General features: G+C 41.6%; 13 protein-coding genes. 4 read left to right on the top strand and 9 right to left on the bottom strand.

What is annotated here, in order from left to right:
* Positions 1-61: 61 nt before the first annotated feature.
* Positions 62-727, bottom strand: a complete 666-nt coding sequence (locus tag K8B83_RS15730) for a LysE family translocator (protein ID WP_188741087.1) — start codon at positions 725-727, stop codon at positions 62-64.
* Between the two features lie 128 nt (positions 728-855).
* Positions 856-2,163 (bottom strand): dicarboxylate/amino acid:cation symporter, encoded by a 1,308-nt coding sequence (locus K8B83_RS15725; RefSeq protein WP_188741088.1) that lies wholly within the window; start codon positions 2,161-2,163, stop codon positions 856-858.
* Positions 2,164-2,388: 225 nt separating this feature from the next.
* Between K8B83_RS15725 and K8B83_RS15720 the strand changes: the two genes are divergently transcribed.
* A complete protein-coding gene (locus K8B83_RS15720; RefSeq protein ID WP_223418077.1) occupies positions 2,389-4,842 on the top strand; it encodes a hypothetical protein in 2,454 nt (817 codons plus the stop codon).
* Between the two features lie 421 nt (positions 4,843-5,263).
* Here the strand turns inward: K8B83_RS15720 and astB are convergent, their stop codons facing one another.
* On the bottom strand, positions 5,264-6,598 hold the full coding sequence (gene astB, locus K8B83_RS15715; protein ID WP_188741090.1) for an N-succinylarginine dihydrolase: 1,335 nt from the start codon (positions 6,596-6,598) through the stop codon (positions 5,264-5,266).
* 382 nt (positions 6,599-6,980) lie between these two features.
* Between astB and topA the strand changes: the two genes are divergently transcribed.
* Positions 6,981-9,620 carry a type I DNA topoisomerase gene (topA, locus tag K8B83_RS15710; RefSeq protein ID WP_223418070.1) on the top strand — a complete coding sequence of 880 codons (2,640 nt, stop codon included), beginning with the start codon at positions 6,981-6,983 and terminating at the stop codon, positions 9,618-9,620.
* Between the two features lie 57 nt (positions 9,621-9,677).
* On the opposite strand, the gene K8B83_RS15705 is transcribed toward topA, so the two are convergent.
* From K8B83_RS15705 to K8B83_RS15695, 3 genes are all read right to left on the bottom strand, one after another.
* On the bottom strand, positions 9,678-10,937 hold the full coding sequence (locus K8B83_RS15705) for a Y-family DNA polymerase (protein WP_223418068.1): 1,260 nt from the start codon (positions 10,935-10,937) through the stop codon (positions 9,678-9,680).
* Positions 10,925-11,332, bottom strand: a complete 408-nt coding sequence (locus tag K8B83_RS15700; protein ID WP_188739835.1) for a LexA family protein — start codon at positions 11,330-11,332, stop codon at positions 10,925-10,927. The genes K8B83_RS15705 and K8B83_RS15700 overlap by 13 nt, the downstream gene beginning before the upstream one ends.
* Before the next feature lie 176 nt (positions 11,333-11,508).
* Positions 11,509-12,288 (bottom strand): hypothetical protein, encoded by a 780-nt coding sequence (locus tag K8B83_RS15695; RefSeq protein WP_188739836.1) that lies wholly within the window; start codon positions 12,286-12,288, stop codon positions 11,509-11,511.
* Positions 12,289-12,673: 385 nt separating this feature from the next.
* On the opposite strand from K8B83_RS15695, the gene cysB reads away from it, so the two are divergent.
* Positions 12,674-13,651, top strand: coding sequence for an HTH-type transcriptional regulator CysB (gene cysB, locus K8B83_RS15690; RefSeq protein ID WP_188739837.1), 978 nt, complete (start codon positions 12,674-12,676; stop codon positions 13,649-13,651).
* Between the two features lie 64 nt (positions 13,652-13,715).
* Here cysB and purN read toward each other — a convergent pair whose 3' ends face one another.
* Together purN and purM are read right to left on the bottom strand one after the other, a co-directional pair.
* Entirely contained in the window at positions 13,716-14,360 is a 645-nt protein-coding gene (gene purN / locus K8B83_RS15685; RefSeq protein ID WP_223418066.1) for a phosphoribosylglycinamide formyltransferase, read from the bottom strand.
* Positions 14,360-15,397, bottom strand: coding sequence for a phosphoribosylformylglycinamidine cyclo-ligase (gene purM, locus K8B83_RS15680; RefSeq protein WP_223418064.1), 1,038 nt, complete (start codon positions 15,395-15,397; stop codon positions 14,360-14,362). Before purM ends, purN begins: the two co-directional genes overlap by 1 nt.
* A 239-nt stretch (positions 15,398-15,636) precedes the next feature.
* On the opposite strand from purM, the gene upp reads away from it, so the two are divergent.
* Positions 15,637-16,263, top strand: a complete 627-nt coding sequence (upp, locus tag K8B83_RS15675) for a uracil phosphoribosyltransferase (protein ID WP_188739840.1) — start codon at positions 15,637-15,639, stop codon at positions 16,261-16,263.
* Positions 16,264-16,351: 88 nt separating this feature from the next.
* Here upp and K8B83_RS15670 read toward each other — a convergent pair whose 3' ends face one another.
* On the bottom strand, positions 16,352-17,674 hold the full coding sequence (locus K8B83_RS15670; protein WP_188739842.1) for a Na+/H+ antiporter family protein: 1,323 nt from the start codon (positions 17,672-17,674) through the stop codon (positions 16,352-16,354).
* Positions 17,675-17,916 lie beyond the last annotated feature (242 nt).

Genomic DNA, 17,916 nt, shown 5'->3' with positions numbered 1-17,916 from the left:
TTATTGAACTGATGGTTATGGTGGCTTCATAGGCTGATACTGCCTGAGGTGAGCCGCCTACTTAGGTTAGCCAATCACTTATGATATTAGCGGCAATCGTTATCGCGACGGTGATAAAAATAACTCCAACTAATAAATCAATAATCGTGTTAGCGGCTAATAATTTTTGTTGGATACGGGGTTTTGACAATACCAGAGCCAATAATCCAAACCAAATAAAAGAGAGACTAAATAATAATATTGCGGCCGCGATTTTAGTGGCAGAACTTACTTGTGGAGTAATCAGAACAGTAAAAAGAGTGATAAAAAATATTAATGCTTTTGGGTTGAGTAAGTTAGTGTACAGACCTGTTTTAAACCCCTTAAACGATGAAATGTTTGCGACATTATCTATTGATGCCGTGACCAGTGTTGCGGGCTGGCGTTTTAATTTAAGCGCCTTCAATGCTGATGTTAGTGCCCCCAAACCCATCCAGGCTAAATACCCACTACCAATTAGCTGAACTGCCATATAGGCTAACGGTGATTGCTGGATCATTACGCTTATTCCCAATAGTGACAATAACGTATGAACCAAAATAGCGGCTGCAATCCCTAACGCACAATACACTGCGGTTAAACGTGTTTGTTGTGTGGCCATTTTAACCACAATGGCAAAGTCTGGCCCTGGGCTCATTAGTGCGACGATATGAATAACCGCTAAACTGGCTAATAATGTGATGTCCATTGTTTATTGTGCTCTAGTGACAGTGGTTTAGTTTGACTAAGCCAATGATAATGACACAGTTACACAAAAAAAAGGTAATAAAAAAGCGCTATATTAGCGCTTTTTTATATTTGAACTTATTAAGCCTGTTATTTGCTGTTAAGTACTTGCTCTTCAAAACTTTTAGCAGCTTTACCTGCTTGTGAATTGGTAAAGGTTTCTTGGTTAAACTCACCTTCAGATTTAGCAATAATCACCGTGGCGACCGCGTCACCGGTGACATTGACAGCGGTGCGGATCATATCGAGCATTCTGTCCACGCCAATAATCAGAGCAATGCCTTCAACCGGTAATCCGACTTGATTAAGTACCATAGCAAGCATGATCAAGCCGACACCTGGCACACCTGCAGTACCAATTGATGCCAAAGTCGCGGTCACGACTACGGTTGCATAATCCATGATGCTCAGTTCAATACCAAATACTTGAGCAATAAAGACGGTGGCAACGCCTTGCATAATGGCGGTGCCATCCATGTTGAGTGTAGCGCCTAATGGTAAAGTAAATGATGCAATTTTATTGTCTACGCCCATACGGTGTTCACAGGTTTCAATGGTGACAGGTAAGGTTGCATTAGAGCTAGCTGTACTGAAGGCAAATAGCTGTACGTCGCGGATTTTACGCAAAAACATCAGTGGACTCAGGCCAGAAAATAATTTCAATAATGTGGGATAAACCACCAAACCTTGTATAAAGAGCACTGCTACCACTAAGAAGAAATATTTAACAACACTGCCAAAGGTTTCTAAACCCAGCGTTAAGCTTAATGTGGCCATGAGGGCAAAAACACCGTATGGCGCTAATTGCATAATTAACGTGACCACACGCATGATGACTTCGTTGAGGTCATTAAAGAATGAAGCGACGCGAGCGCCTCGCTCACCAATGTGTGAGATAGCAAAGCCAAAAATAACTGCAAATAGAATGATCTGCAGCATGTTGCCTTCACTCATCGCTTGCATAGGATTTGTGGGTACGATATTAATAAGTACTTCAGATAAGCTTGGTGCATCTTTAACCGTGTACTCTAAAGCATTACCCGCAAGGCTTGCATTACCAGGGTGGATCACAACAGCAGCTAAAATAGCAATGGTAAGTGCAATGGCAGTGGTAAATAGATAAAAAGAGATGGTTTTACCGCCAAGACGGCCCAACTTTGATGGATCACTTAGAGAGCAAGTACCACAAACCAGTGAAATAAACACCAGAGGCACAACGAGCATTTTTAAGCTTGAAATAAAAATGGTGCCAATGACATGTAAGAATCCATCTGTGATGTATTCTTGAATAAATGTACTACCAGGGAAGAAATTTCGTAATGCAAGGCCGAATAATATGCCTATTGCCATACCGATTAAAATTTTGCTCGTGAGTCCGAGCTTGCTTAGTTTACTCACAGAGTGTTCCTTTTCATTATATTATTTTAAGCTTTTTATTGAATGTGCTAAAGACTAGCAGGAATCAACATTTTAGGAAATGACCAGAAAGTGAAAGTTTTAGCTGATAAATGACACAGAAAACAATAGAGTTATGGTAAAGTTGCAAGATATTTGCGTATTGTTAATCTATAAGTAACTATAATAATTATTTAGTTTAATCTTAATGTAACAGGGAGCCTGACAATGAGGTCAGCATACAAAGTTTGTTTAGCACTTTTATGTTCATTCTTTCTTTTCGCATGCGGCGGTGGAGGAAGTATTACAGATGACGGTTCGGGAGATGAAGATACAACGACAACAATAACCTTAACTATCGACAACACTCAAATCTCGGTTGCTGAGCCTGCAATTATTACCGCTACAGTTAAAGATTCCAACGGTGATGCGGTTAATACGCTTATCACTTTTGAGCTGAATAATGATAGCTACGGTACATTTTCTCCTAGTACTGGTGAAGTTGTTACCAATTCAAACGGTGTGGCAACTATTCAGTTAGATACTGCAGAAATTAACACTGGAGCAACCGTTACAGCAACGACTGCTGAAGGCGAAACAGCGTCATTATATGTCACTATGGTGGGTGATGGTGGTGCGGCTGACGGTGGCGCGCAAGTGTCGTTAGTGTTAACCGACTCTGCAGGTAACAGTATTGATTCTATCAGTACGTTATCGCCGGGTAAGTTGACGGCAACAGTAACAGGGATTAGCAAAACATCAATCGTGACATTTGCAAGTTCAATTGGTGATTTACCAGTGACAACAGCTGTGACTAACTCATCTGGTAAAGCTACAGTGGATATTTATGCTGGTAGCACACTCGGTGCGGGTGAAGCTACGGCGACCTTATCGACAAATGAAACCGGTTCGACAATAGTAGTAGTGGGAGCGACTGATGTTGTTATGGGTAGTGGCACTCCATTTGTTGAAGGCGTTGCTTCTATTAGTGCTACCGACTTATCAGCTGGCGGAACTGCGACAATTTCAGTTTCGATACAAGACGATGAAGGCAATCCTTATACTGAACCTGTTGATGTTTATTTTTCTTCAACATGTGCAACCAAAAGCCCTGCTCAAGCCGTAATTAGCTCGCCCGTCTCATCTAGTAATGGTGTCGCTACATCGACTTATCGAGCAGAAGGCTGTGTTGGCGTTGATCAAATCAATGTGACGGCAAGCGCAGGTGGTATTAGCTTATCTGCTGTTGGCACTATCAATGTACTTCAAGCTGATGTTGGCAGTATTGTGTTTATGTCTGCTACCCCTGAAAACATCAGTATTTTAGGAACTGGCGGTACCGAGTCATCAGTTGTTCAATTCAAAGTGTTAGACAAAAACAGCAATGTGGTTGCTAATCAAAATGTGAAGTTTTCTCTTAATACTACGGTTGGTGGTGTAGGCATAGATCCTATTGAAGCAACCACAGATAGCGATGGTCTAGTGCAAACTGTAGTTACCACTGGTACTGTTGCGACGTCTTTACGCGTGACTGCAACTGTTGATAATGGGGCTATTCCGGCTATTTCGAGTCAATCTAGCCAATTAATTGTATCAACGGGTATTCCTGATCAAGACAGCTTTTCGCTAGCAGCAACGTTGTTAAATGCTGAGGGCTGGGATGTTGATGGCACAACCGTCACTATTACTGCTCGTATGGCTGATGCTTTTAACAACCCTGTACCCGATGGAACAACGGTCTCGTTTACCACTGAAGGTGGTTCTATTGAAGATGCCTGCCAAACACTTGATGGTGCTTGTTCTGTTACATGGACAAGTCAGTTGCCAAGACCAGAAGGTGAAACCCTTCTCAATCCTGCAGGAGAAATGATCCGTAATCCTAACGCAACACTTGGATACGATTCTGCACGTGATCTGTATGGCAATATTTATGGTCAAAAATATGGTGGTCGTGCAACTATTACCGCGACCGCTATTGGTGAAGAGTCGTTTCCTGATTTAAATGGTAATGGCCGTTTTGATGCTGCAGAAGCGTCTCAGTTTATTTCTGGTACAGACGTTACTGGAGAAAGTTTTGATTTAAATGATGCATTTAACGACTATAACGAAGATGGATATTTTAACCCTGAGCAAACAAACGGTCAGCTAGGTGGCACATTAGAAGAATTAATTGATTTTAACTCTAACGGTGTATTTGACCTCAAAGACGGTAAATATAATGGTGTTTTGTGTTCAGACCCTGTTCACAGTGCTTGTGCAGACGGTGTTACTGAATCTAAATCATTATTCGTTCGTCGTAGTTTAACACTAGTGATGTCTGGTAGTACTGCATATGCAACAGCGCCAGCTGAGATTATCGTTGTAGACAGTACGGGAACTCATTCTGGTGAAAGCAGCATGACGATTGTGGGTAAAGGTTCTGCAACAGCAACATTTACCATCTCTGATTTACATAACCAACAAATGCCAGCAGGCTCTATCGTTAGATTTACCACTTCTGCAGGTTCTGTTGTGAGCACCAGTGAATACACATGGCCTAGTTCTAACTACAATGGTGGACGCCAATTTACGACCACCATTAAAGGTGAGGATGAACCCAACACTGGTGTTTTCCTTGTGGAAGTAGAATCACCTAATGGTTTAGTCACTCAGGTAGTATCGATTGGGGTTACTATTCTTTAATCGCTAATTAATGTGTGAAGTTGTTTATAGAAGGGCGCATTTAGCGCCCTTTTTGTTTCATAGATGATACCATTTCCATTAATTATGTGACCAATCAGAGTCGCTCAGACTGTTCAGTTTGAGGCGCATTGTTGAAATAATGGTTATTCCCTTCTAAGGCAATGCAACAAAGAAATGGACAGTCTGAGCGCCTCCTGCAAGGCGGGTTTCTGTGCCTTCTATGCTGCTTAATAGTATTTTGACGTAGAGCAACTATGCCTACAATCCTATTACTTGCCTAGAAGGCACAGAATTCCCGCTGAATGACCAGATAATTAGTGGAATTGGTATAAGTCCCCAATGTGTCAACTTATCTCAGGCCGGGACACGCATAAAAAAACCAGCGACGAAAGTGGCTGGCTTTTTTCTTTCGATATTATTTTTAACGTTGGAATTGATACACACTGCCCAGCTTTAAGATTTGCGTTAATTCATCTAATGCAGTGCGTGACTCGATAATCAATTGTGGGTCTGCCAGATCGCTTACCGTGAGTTGGTCACGGTAATGTTTATCAACCCAGGCATTTAAACGAGTAAATAAGGCGTCATTCATTAAGGTGTTTTGGTTTACCGCAGCGACTTCTTGCTCGTTCATTGCAACGCGTAGACGCAAACAAGCTGGGCCTCCACCATTTTGCATACTTTGTTTTACGTCGTAATAGCGCACTTGTTTTATCGGTGTACCGAGTGTGACCAGTTCATTTAAGTAAGCAAATACCGCCGGGTTTTCTTGGCAATTAGTTGGGGCGATAATCGCCATTTCGCCAGAAGGTAAAGTAATAATCTGTGTATTAAACAAGTAACTACGAACCGCATCATCGATTGATACTTGGCTGGTTGCCACTTTAACAAAATGCATTTCAGTGTTCATTTTACGACGAATTTCATCAAATTTTGCATCGGTATTTAAGAATGCTTGCTCATGATAAAACAACACGTTTTGGTTACCGACGGAAATCACGTCATTGTGGAATACACCTTGATCGATAACATCAGGGTTTTGCTGCATAAATACACAGCTTTCATCGTCAAGCTGATGTAAACGTGCTACTGCCTGTGATGCTTCTAACGTTTGGCGTGCCGGATACTTTATTGGTTTAACAGCACTTGGGTTGGTGGCTTCTTGACCATAAACAAATAGCTCAACGCCAGCGTGACCATATTCGCTGCATAAACGCGTATGGTTTGCTGCGCCTTCATCACCAAAGCTTGTGTGCTCTGGAAGGTGTTGATGATGTCTAAAGTGTCGATCGTTATTAAAAGTTGCTTTGAGAATATTGCCTGTGGTGATGGGTTCGATACTGCGATGTAATTTATCCACTAAATTTGCTGGGGTAAAGTGCACTTTACCGTCACGGGTGTCGGCACTGGGTGATACAGTAGCTGCGTTTGCGGTCCACATACTTGATGCGCTGCAACAGGCATTAAGCAATGCAGGAGCCTGTTGGGCCGCTTTTTGTAAAACTTCAGCATCTGACCCCGAAAAACCAATTCGGCGTAGTGTGTATAGATCTGGGCGCTCCTGAGGGGCTAATACACCTTGAACCATACCTAAATCTGCTAATGCCTTGGCTTTTTGTAACCCTTGTTTGGCAGCCGCTTTTGGATTTGAGGTTAGCGCTGCATTACTTAATGAGGCGACATTACCAAACGATAATCCGGCATAGTTATGGGTTGGTCCAACCAAGCCATCAAAGTTTGCTTCAAAATGCTTCATTCGTGATCCTTGAGAATTTTTGTGAATAATTATTATTGTAGTTACACTTTTTTGTGTTACTTATAAAAAAGGAGACGTGATTGTTCAGGTCAGTTAACACTAAATTAACGTCAGTATACTGAAGCTAATGGGGTTAACAAGGCGTGCTAATTTTGCACAAACACGCATAAATGACTAAAAATGCACTGAAGATGCTCGCAAGTATCATTAAGTGAAAAATTACGTTTAAAAAACGCATATTATTTTTTCTATTTTTTATGATTGTTTAAAAAATGACTTAATAACCTATATAAAAGAGGGATTAACTTGAAACTATTGTCTCAACCCTCTATATATGGAATCAATTTTCTATATTTTGAGACTTTTTGGCGCAAATAAAACTATGGGTAAATCGCTAGTTATTGTCGAATCGCCGGCCAAAGCCAAGACAATTAATAAATATCTTGGTAAAGATTTCATCGTGAAGTCGAGCGTAGGTCACATCCGTGATCTTCCTACTTCATCAACGTCTGACGGCACAACCGCGACTAAAACCGCTGCTGAAGTCAGAAAAATGTCGCCTGAAGAAAAAGCTAAATACAAGCTAATCAGGGATAAACAAGCTCTTGTGGCGCGCATGGGCGTCAATCCTGATCAAGGTTGGGCTGCAAAGTACCAAATTTTGCCAGGTAAAGAAAAAGTGGTGAAAGAGCTCAAAGAATTGGCTAAATCAGCTGATCAAATCTATCTCGCAACGGATTTGGACCGTGAAGGGGAAGCCATTGCCTGGCATTTGCAGGAAATTATTGGTGGCGACGCTTCGCGGTATCAACGAGTCGTATTTAACGAAATTACTAAAACAGCCATTCAAGACGCGTTTAGTAAACCATCGGTACTTGATACCAACATGGTTAATGCTCAACAAGCTCGCCGCTTTTTAGACCGAGTTGTTGGTTTTATGGTGTCACCATTACTGTGGAAAAAGGTCGCCCGTGGGTTATCTGCCGGTCGTGTGCAATCGGTTGCTGTTCGCTTAGTGGTTGAGCGTGAAAGTGAAATTAAAGCCTTTGTTCCTAAAGAATTTTGGGATATTCACGCAGATTTAAACACCAGCAAAGCTGAAAGTTTAAAAATGCAGGTGATGAAATATCAATCAGCTGCGTTTGAACCCATTAATGAAGCTCAAGCTCAGGTTGCGGTTGACGCGTTACGTAACGAAAACTTTGTGGTTTCAGCACGTGAAGACAAAGCAACATCGAGCAAACCTTCAGCCCCTTTTATTACCTCTACACTGCAACAGGCTGCGAGTACTCGTTTAGGTTTTGGCGTGAAAAAAACCATGATGATGGCGCAGCGTTTGTATGAGGCTGGGCATATTACCTATATGCGTACTGACTCTACAAATTTAAGCCAAGAAGCGGTTGAAAATGTCCGTGACATGATTGGCTCAGAGTTTGGGGCGAAATATTTACCTGCCGAGCCTATTCGTTACGGCAGTAAAGAAGGCGCGCAAGAGGCTCACGAAGCGATTAGACCTTCAAACGTTGCAGTGCAGTCTGCATCATTGACCGACATGGAACGTGACGCTCAGCGCTTGTATGAGCTGATTTGGCGCCAGTTTGTGGCTTGTCAAATGACGCCAGCGCAATATGATGCGACTCGACTAACGGTAACCGCAGGCGATTACGAGTTAAAAGCCAGTGGCCGTACATTACGTTTTGATGGTTGGACTCGCGTTCAACCGCCAATGGGTAAGAAAAACGATGAAGACAATACGCTGCCAGTGGTTGAAAAGGGTGACAAGCTCGCTCTAGATAAACTATTGCCAAAGCAGCACTTTACTAAGCCGCCAGCGCGTTATAGTGAAGCATCGTTAGTTAAAGAGCTTGAAAAGCGTGGTATTGGTCGTCCATCAACTTATGCAACGATTATTTCAACGATTCAAGATCGTGGCTATGTGAAAGTAGATAACCGCCGCTTTTTTGCCGAAAAAATGGGCGAGATTGTTAGCGAACGTTTAGTTGACAGCTTTAAAGATCTCATGAGTTATGACTTTACCGCTAGCATGGAGCAAACGTTAGATGATGTTGCTCAAGGCAAGCTGGACTGGAAAAAAGTCCTTGATGGGTTTTACGGGGATTTTACCAAGCAACTCTTGTTGGCAGAATTAGATCCGGCAGAAGGTGGTATGCGCCCGAATGAGATGGTACTCACAGAGAACATCAAATGCCCTACTTGTGGCCGTCCAATGGGGATCCGTACCGGTTCTACTGGAGTATTTCTTGGGTGTTCTGGTTATGCACTACCGCCAAAAGAGCGCTGTAAAACAACGATCAACCTCACTCCTGGTGAAGAAGCTGTTAGCGATAACGAAGATGCTGAAACAGATGCACTACGCGCTAAACATCGCTGTGGCAAGTGTGGTACAGCAATGGACAGTTATCTTATTGATGAAGCACGTAAATTACATGTGTGTGGTAATAACCCATCATGTGACGGTTACGAAGTCGAGGCGGGCCAGTTTAAGATTAAAGGCTATGAAGGCCCTATCATTGAATGCGATCGTTGTGGCAATGATATGGAGCTTAAAAATGGCCGTTTTGGTAAGTATTTTGGTTGCACAAACAGCGAGTGTAAAAATACTCGTAAACTGCTTAAAAACGGTGAAGCTGCGCCACCAAAAGAAGATCCTATCTACCTGCCAGAATTAAAATGTACTAAATCAGATGCCCATTTTGTATTAAGAGATGGTGCAGCAGGTATATTTTTAGCAGCAAGCACCTTCCCTAAATCACGTGAAACTCGCGCGCCTTTAGTTGAGGAGCTTGTTACCTATCGCAAATTGTTGTGGCCTAAGTATGCCTATCTTGCTGATGCCCCAACCGAAGATGAAGACGGCAACAAAGCGCTTGTTAAATTTAGTCGTAAAACCAAAGAGCAATACGTTGCGACAGAAATTGACGGCAAAGCGACAGGTTGGTCTGCTAAATTTGTTAATGGCAAATGGGTGAGTGAATCAACCAAGAAAAAAGCTAAGAAGTAATTTTTACTTTAATCGAAAAAGCGTTACTTCCGGGTAGCGCTTTTTTATGTCTGTAATTTACTCACAATGAATAATTGGAATATGGCGCCAATCAGTGGTGTATTGTGGTGTTAAAAAGTTTCTGTGCATAGCCCATTTTTGTTGTGCACCTTGTGCGCCTAAAAATAGGGTATCGTTACCATAGCGGTGATTAATGTTATCGAGTACCTGCATCAATTGTGGTTTGGCTTTACTTGTATTAAATAAATCGAGTTGTTGATGTTGACTGTTGACTAAATCAAGTAGGCCTACGCCCACTTTATAATAATGAAGACCCGGACGGTACAGCCGCTGGATAACCTGCGATGCTGCCTGTGTCATTTCAACGCTACAGTGGGTTGCACAAGCAAAGTTAACGTTGACTTTAAAACTTTGCGGGTGACTGTCGTGAGGAGAGTTATGTGCGAATAACATCATTACCTTGCATAAAGAGTGTTGTTTTCTGGCTTTAGCCGCTGCAATAGAGATATGCATACATAAGGCTTGGTGTAAGCTGTCGATATCGGTAATGCGCTCGCCGACGCTGCGGGTTGAAAATATTTGCTGTTTGTCGGCCTTTGCTTCATCCCATTGTTTGCATACAACACCATTGAGCTCACGAATAGTGCGCTCAATTTCAATACTAAATTGCTTGCGCATCATGGTGGGAGACGCATTGGCTAGGTCTAAGGCGGTATTGATATTCATTATGGTTAATTTTGCCGCTGTTTTACGACCAATTCCCCACACATCACCAACAGCAAGTGTGTTTAACGTTGCTTGGCGGATCACCTCATTATCTATAACACAAACCCCTTGGGATGATGGTAATAACTTAGCGGCTTTATTGGCTACCTTAGCAAGTGTGAGTGTTGGGCCGATACCGACGCACACCGGCAAACGAGTGTATTGCCACACAGTTTGTCGAATACGCTTTGCATGGGTCGCTAAGCAAGGGATTGCCTGCTGACAATGTTTAAACGATAAAAAGGACTCATCAATAGAATAAATATGTTGTTCAGGTGCAAATTGGCCAATCACCTGCATCATTTTAGTGGATAAGTCAGCGTACAATTCATAATTACTCGACAATACCACAACGTTATGTTGGCGGCACTTTGCTGCAACTTGAAAGTAAGGCTGAAATTTGGGGATCCCCAAGTTTATTGCGAGGCGATTGGCGGCAACAATGCAACCATCGTTATTAGACAATACAACCATAGGACGATGACGCCATTCAGGTCTAAATACCTGTTCTGCACTACAGTAGTATGAGGTTGCATCGACTAACGCGAACATAAGTCAATTGCCTCATCATGGCATCGTATTGAATACCTTACCGCACCTTCAATACTAAAATCATCATATTGATTAATCACCACATCGGCATAAGCATCGTTGGAGGAGAGGAGTAATCTTCGTTTGAGGTCGATCATTTTACACACAAATTCACCATTAAGATTGGCCACGATCACTTGGCCATTTTTAATGGAACTACTGCGATCAACAATGACCAAATCACCATCAAAAATACCAATGCCGATCATCGAATCGCCCTGGACTTTACCAATAAAGGTTGCGCTTGGGTGAGTAATTAGCAACTCATCTAGGCTCAATGGCTGCTGTTGGTACTCTGCTGCTGGCGATTCAAAGCCACTAATGCCGCCTGCAATATAGATAGGGATCACTTTCATATCAGCACCTGCGATATAAACACTGTATAAATAAACAGTATTCTAGCAGTGAAATAAAAATGATCAAATTTTCATTATCAACATGGGTAAGAGATCGTGGCGAAAGGAGTGAAAGAGCAATAAAAAAGCCTCTTAACGAGGCTATTTAGATTAGATCATTAAAGTGAAGACAAGCTTTACCATTTCTTTTTAGGTTGAAACAGCATATCGATATCATCGCCTTCTTTTTTAGGCTTGGGGGCACTGGGCTCTGTGCTACGTTGTGCGCCCATAATTTCATCGAGAAGTTGTTTAGCTTCATCAACTTTACGCGAAATAAATGGATCGTTTGGGGTTTGGGCTTTGATGGTATGCAATGTATTTAATGCTTTCGTCACCATCTGTTTACTTGAACCATATTGCTTCATAAAACAGGCTGCACGGGCGCGGCTAATCATAGATTCAACATTAATACGCAGTTGTAAATTATCAATACGCATTTCTTCTTCGGCAAATATTGTAGGTTCTACTTTTCCTTTGTTATGCTCTGCACGCAATATCGCCTTGAGTTTTTTAAGGGTTTTGACAAGTTCTAATATTTGTCTGTCATTATCGGGAAGCCGAAAATTTTCAATGGCAGGCACCTGGCTAGGAGAGTTAGATACCGTGGTTATTTGCGCCTTTATATCAGCAAGTCGACGCTCATAATCTGATTTTAATTGACCAGAAGCATGTACAATAGATTGCTCTAATGCATCTTGAATACGACGATACAGCACGAGCATGATATGACTAGAGCATGGTGCCATACCCGTGTTAGATAATACGGCATCAGTTTCGTCGATAATGGCGCGTTGGCGCGATATTTCAACTCGGCGTTCAGCTTCCGCTCGCTCTTTTTGTTGTTGGACAATACTAAAACCGATAATGAGTAATAGCAGTGCACCGATAAGAATTAATACCAAAATTAAGGACATAAAGGTTCCATTTTATCTTGCATATCACATGGTAAAAACAGCCAATAATCATGGCTAAAAAGGCATTTTAATGGGTAATCAGATTGATTAGCAAATGCCATCAAAATTACCCTATATCTTAGCGTATGTAATTACAGCTGTCGTTGAATAATAAGTTGTTTTGTCGATAAATCAGTAAACAGATAGTGCCAATCATGTATTGTGAGCTGTGCAGAGATATTTATCGGTATTTTCCTTGCCCGTTATTACTATTTGTATTACATTTTCATAATTAGTATAACGTTTTGTCATAGTTGAACGATAGCTCATTTTCGTTAAACGCTATTGACGTTGTTCTTATTCACGATGCATGTGAATAGGTTACGGTTAAATCAAGGATCTCATCATGAAACTGCAGCAACTTAGATATATTGCAGAAGTCGTTAAGCATAATCTTAATGTGTCATCGACAGCAGAAAATCTCTATACCTCGCAACCGGGGATCAGTAAGCAAGTGAGAATGCTTGAGGATGAGTTAGGGATTCAAATCTTTGGTCGCAGCGGTAAACATTTAACTCATGTAACGCCGGCAGGCCAACAAGTTATTGATATTGCAAATGATATATTAAGCAAAGTCGATAGCATTAAAAAAGTGTCCGAAGAGTACACCAAACCGAATCAAGGCGAATTAAATATTGCCACGACGGATACTCAAGCGCGGTATGCGCTTCCGCAAATTATTCGGGAGTTTATTAAGCGTTACCCTAAAGTTAACTTGCACATGCATCAGGGGACCCCTTCGCAAATCAGTGAACAAGCAGCAAGAGGTGATGCCGACTTTGCCATCGCAACAGAAGCCATGCATTTGTATACCGATTTAATTATGTTGCCTTGTTACCATTGGAATCGTTCTATTGTTGTAAACCGTGATCACCCTTTGGCAGCTCAATCAGGTAAAATTAGTATCGAAGATTTGGCTCAGTTCCCATTAGTGACATATGTGTTTGGTTTTGACAAAGCATCTGAAATTGAAAAGTCGTTTAAACGTGCAAATCTTGACCCTCGAGTTGTATTTAGTGCAACGAGTGCTGATGTACTGAAAACTTACGTAAGATTAGGGCTTGGGGTTGGAGTGATAGCCTCAATGGCGATCGATCCGACAGTTGATAAAGATTTAGTTGCGATTGATGCAAGCCATTTATTTGCTCACAGCACAACCAAAATTGGTTTTAGGCGTGGTAGCTTTTTACGTGGTTATATGTATGATTTTATGTTGCATTTTGCTCCACACTTAACTCGCGATGTGGTTGAAAAAGCGGTAGCACTGCGAGATCAGCAATTGATTGACGAAATGTTTGCTGATATAAATCTGCCAGTGCGTTAGTGCTATACAAAAAGCATAAAAAAACCTCGCTGCAGCGAGGTTTTTTATGTACTAATTAATCAGATTAGTCTGGCGCGTAACCAGAAGGACCTATTAATTGACCATCTAAATACGCTTTACCCTCAAGCATTTTCAATCGCCCTAAGCTAAACCATTTAACCACGAGCGGATAGATAGCATGTTCTTGTTCATGTACTCTTTCTGCTAATACAGTTGCGTCATCACCAGTATAAACCGGCACTTTAGCTTGCAGTATTACAGGGCCAGCATCTAGTTGAGGTATGACAAAATGTACGCTGGCACCATGTTCAAGATCACCTGCATCTATTGCGCGTTGATGAGTATTTAACCCAGTATATTTAGGTAACAATGATGGGTGGATATTGATCATCTTACCTAAAAATTGGCTAACAAACTCATCGGTTAAGATGCGCATAAAACCAGCCAATACAATTAAATCAGGCTGATATTTGTTCACAGCAGCCAATAAACGTGCATCGTATTCACTGCGTGATTCGTTTTTGTAAGCAATCACGCAACTGGTGTCAATTTCGCTATGGTGGGCGCGGATCAACCCGTAAGCATCCGGTTTGTTGCTAATGACTCCGACAATATCGGCATTTAAGTTATCATCGCATCCATCAATAATGGCCTGAAGATTACTGCCATTGCCAGAGATCAGCACCACAACACGACAGCTTGAGCTCATTAAATGATCTCCACTTGCTCTTCGTCACCTTGACGCGTTGCAATTTCACCAATTAACCAAGCATTTTCACCTTCAGCTTTTAGCAGTGCTAATGCCGCGTCAACTTGTTCGGCAGGAAGCGCGATAATCATGCCAACACCACAATTGAAGGTTAAATACATTTCGTGCTTGTCGATATTGCCGTTTTGCATCAACCAATCAAACACAACAGGCCATTGCCAAGAGCTACCATTTACAACGGCTTTACAATCTTCAGGAAGCACTCGTGGGATATTTTCCCAAAATCCACCGCCTGTAATGTGAGCCATTGCATGGATTTCTGATTGTTCAATGAGTTTTAGCAGTGGTTTAACGTAAATTTTAGTTGGCTCGAGTAAGTGTTCAATGAGCGGTTTTCCAGCAAGATCCTGTTGGGTATCAGCTTGACTGACTTCTAAAACTTTACGGATCAGCGAGTAGCCATTTGAGTGAGGACCGCTAGAACCTAAAGCGATTAGTGCATCGCCAGCTTTCACTTTAGAACCATCAATGATGTCTGCTTTCTCAACAACGCCAACACAGAAGCCTGCAAGATCGTAATCTTCGCCTTCGTACATGCCCGGCATTTCTGCTGTTTCGCCACCAATTAATGCGCAACCAGACTGAAAACAGCCTTCTGCAATACCATTGACAACAGAAGTTGCTGTTTCAACGTCTAATTTGCCAGTAGCGTAGTAGTCGAGAAAGAAAAGTGGCTCAGCACCAGATACAATTAAGTCATTAACACACATAGCAACTAAATCGACACCCACGGTGTCGTGCTTTTTGTAATCAATGGCTAAACGTAATTTAGTACCAACACCGTCAGTACCAGAAACCAGTACAGGGTGTTTGTATTTAGTTGGTAATTCGCATAGTGCGCCAAAACCGCCTAAATTGCCCATAACTTCTGGACGGCGAGTGCGTTTTACCGCAGTTTTAATGTTGTTAACTAACGCATTACCTGCATCGATATCAACGCCGGCGTCTTTGTAACTTAGGGGGGTAGGAGTGCTCACGGAGGATCCTCTAGGGTACATCGTTTTATGGAATTTTATGCGGCAGTATTCTATCAGTTTGTCTCATTGGTCGAAAGCCATGTTTTTACTTTATCCTTAAAAGAAAACGATGAATTGCCTATTTTTTATTGGTTTAGCTCACGATTTGCAGCATTTTTGAAACTTTATGTTTTATACATGGGATAAATCGACTAACATTTGTCAAATTTGCCTGAAAGTCTGAAATCTAGGAGAAAGAAATGAAAGTCGTTGAAGTTAAGCATCCACTGGTTCGTCATAAAGTCGGTTTGATGCGTGAAGCGGATATTAGTACCAAACGATTTCGTGAACTGGCCACCGAAGTTGGCAGTTTATTAACCTATGAAGCAACAGCTGATTTTGAAACTGAGACCGTAACAATTGATGGTTGGAATGGCCCTGTAAGTGTTGAACAGCTTAAAGGTAAAAAGGTCACTGTTGTGCCAATTTTACGTGCGGGTTTAGGCATGATGGACGGTGTGCTTGAGCATATTCCTAGTGCGCGTATTTCGGTTGTCGGTATATATCGTGACGAAGAAACCTTACAACCTGTACCTTATTTTGAAAAAATCGTCAGTAACGTAGAAGAGCGTATTGCCTTAGTGGTTGACCCAATGCTAGCCACTGGCGGCTCGATGATAGCCACAATAGATTTGTTGAAAAAACGTGGCTGTACTTCAATTAAAGCGTTAGTGCTTGTTGCCGCCCCTGAAGGGATTAAAGCGTTAGAAGAAGCGCACCCTGACATTGAGCTATACACAGCTGCAATTGATAAATGCCTGAATGAACAAGGTTATATTTTGCCTGGTTTAGGTGATGCAGGTGATAAAATTTTTGGTACTAAATAATTCTAGTATTGAGCCATAAAAAATGGGGGCCAGTTGGCTCCCATTTTTTTATGTATTCTTTTTACGTTGAGTAACAAGATTTTGCGATTTACAGCACCATGGCTGCTATCCAGCCAAATACAAGTAACGGGATGTTGTAATGCACAAAAGTCGGAATAACACTGTCACGGATATGATCATGTTGGCCGTCAGCATTAAGACCCGCTGTAGGACCTAACGTCGAGTCAGATGCAGGAGAACCAGCATCTCCTAGTGCTGCTGCGGTGCCAACTAAAGCGATTGTTGCAGCAACAGAAAATCCAAAACTTAAAGCTAGTGGTACATAAATGGTGGCTATAATCGGTATGGTTGAAAACGATGACCCGATCCCCATGGTAATTAATAAGCCTACAACCAGCATCAATAAGGCGGCTAATGCTTTATTGTCACCTATTATATCGCCTAGCGATGTGACCAGGGTGCCCACTTCACCCGTAGATTTAACCACTGCAGCAAAACCTGCTGCGGCAATCATAATAAAACCAATGTTAGCCATCATGTGAACGCCTTGATTAAACAAGTCTTTACTGATGTCTTGTTTAATAATCCCTGAAAAGCGAAAAATGATAAACCCGCTCAATGCACCAAAAATCATTGAATCAGTTTGCAGTTGAACAATGAGTGTAATAATAATTGCCGTGATTGAAATAACAATACTTTTACGGTTAATTACCTGTGTTTCTGTGTCACTTAACACAGGTTGTTCAATCATATATTGTCTGGGTTTACGATAACTGATGAATACCGCAATTAATAAACCAAATACCATTCCTAGGGCAGGTAAAAGCATTGCTTGTGGTATTTGGGTATTTACCGCATTTAAACCATTGGTATTTAAATTGGCGAGCAAGATGTCGTTTAAAAAAATCCCGCCAAAGCCAATAGGTAAAATCATGTAAGTTGTTACTAAACCAAACGTCAGTATGCACGCTATAAGGCGACGATCGATGTTGAGTTTAGTCATAACATGCAACAGCGGCGGAATTAAAATTGGGATAAAAGCAATATGAATTGGCAAAATGTTCTGTGATGAAATAGCCATTGCAAGAATGGTGATTAACAATAACCAACGTACTACTTGAGTGTTGCTGCTGTTTGGCTCTTTTCCCAGTTTATGAATAATGGCATGAGAAATCAGTGTCGTTAAGCCTGAGTGAGATAACGCTGCCGCAAAAGCACCTAATAATGCGTAACTCAAAGCTATTTGGGCTCCACCGCCCAAACCATCATTAAAAGCTGATATTGTTTGGTGGATATCTAGACCACCGACTAAGCCTGCAACAACTGCACTAATGGTTAATGCAACGACAACGTTAATTCGGATAAAGCTTAAAAAGAGCATCAAGCAAACAGCGATAACGACCGCATTCATAATCGTAATTCTTAAAAGTAAATGAGACCGCTATTTTTGACTGTAGTCATGCAGTTTGTCCAGCCTAGATGAAATTTTTAATCGTTGGTGCAGGTTTTAAAGGAATGACTGAATGTTTTTAATACAAATGAGTCGCCAATCAATGATGAGTATTGGGTGCTATTTATAAATTGTCACATTTGTGTAGTCAGACTCGGTTCATTTTAAAGCGCTTGATAATGATTTTGTCACACTGCACTATT

Source organism: Shewanella inventionis, assembly GCF_019931735.1.
Classification (GTDB): domain Bacteria; phylum Pseudomonadota; class Gammaproteobacteria; order Enterobacterales; family Shewanellaceae; genus Shewanella; species Shewanella inventionis.
This window is presented reverse-complemented; position numbering and strand designations above follow the sequence as displayed.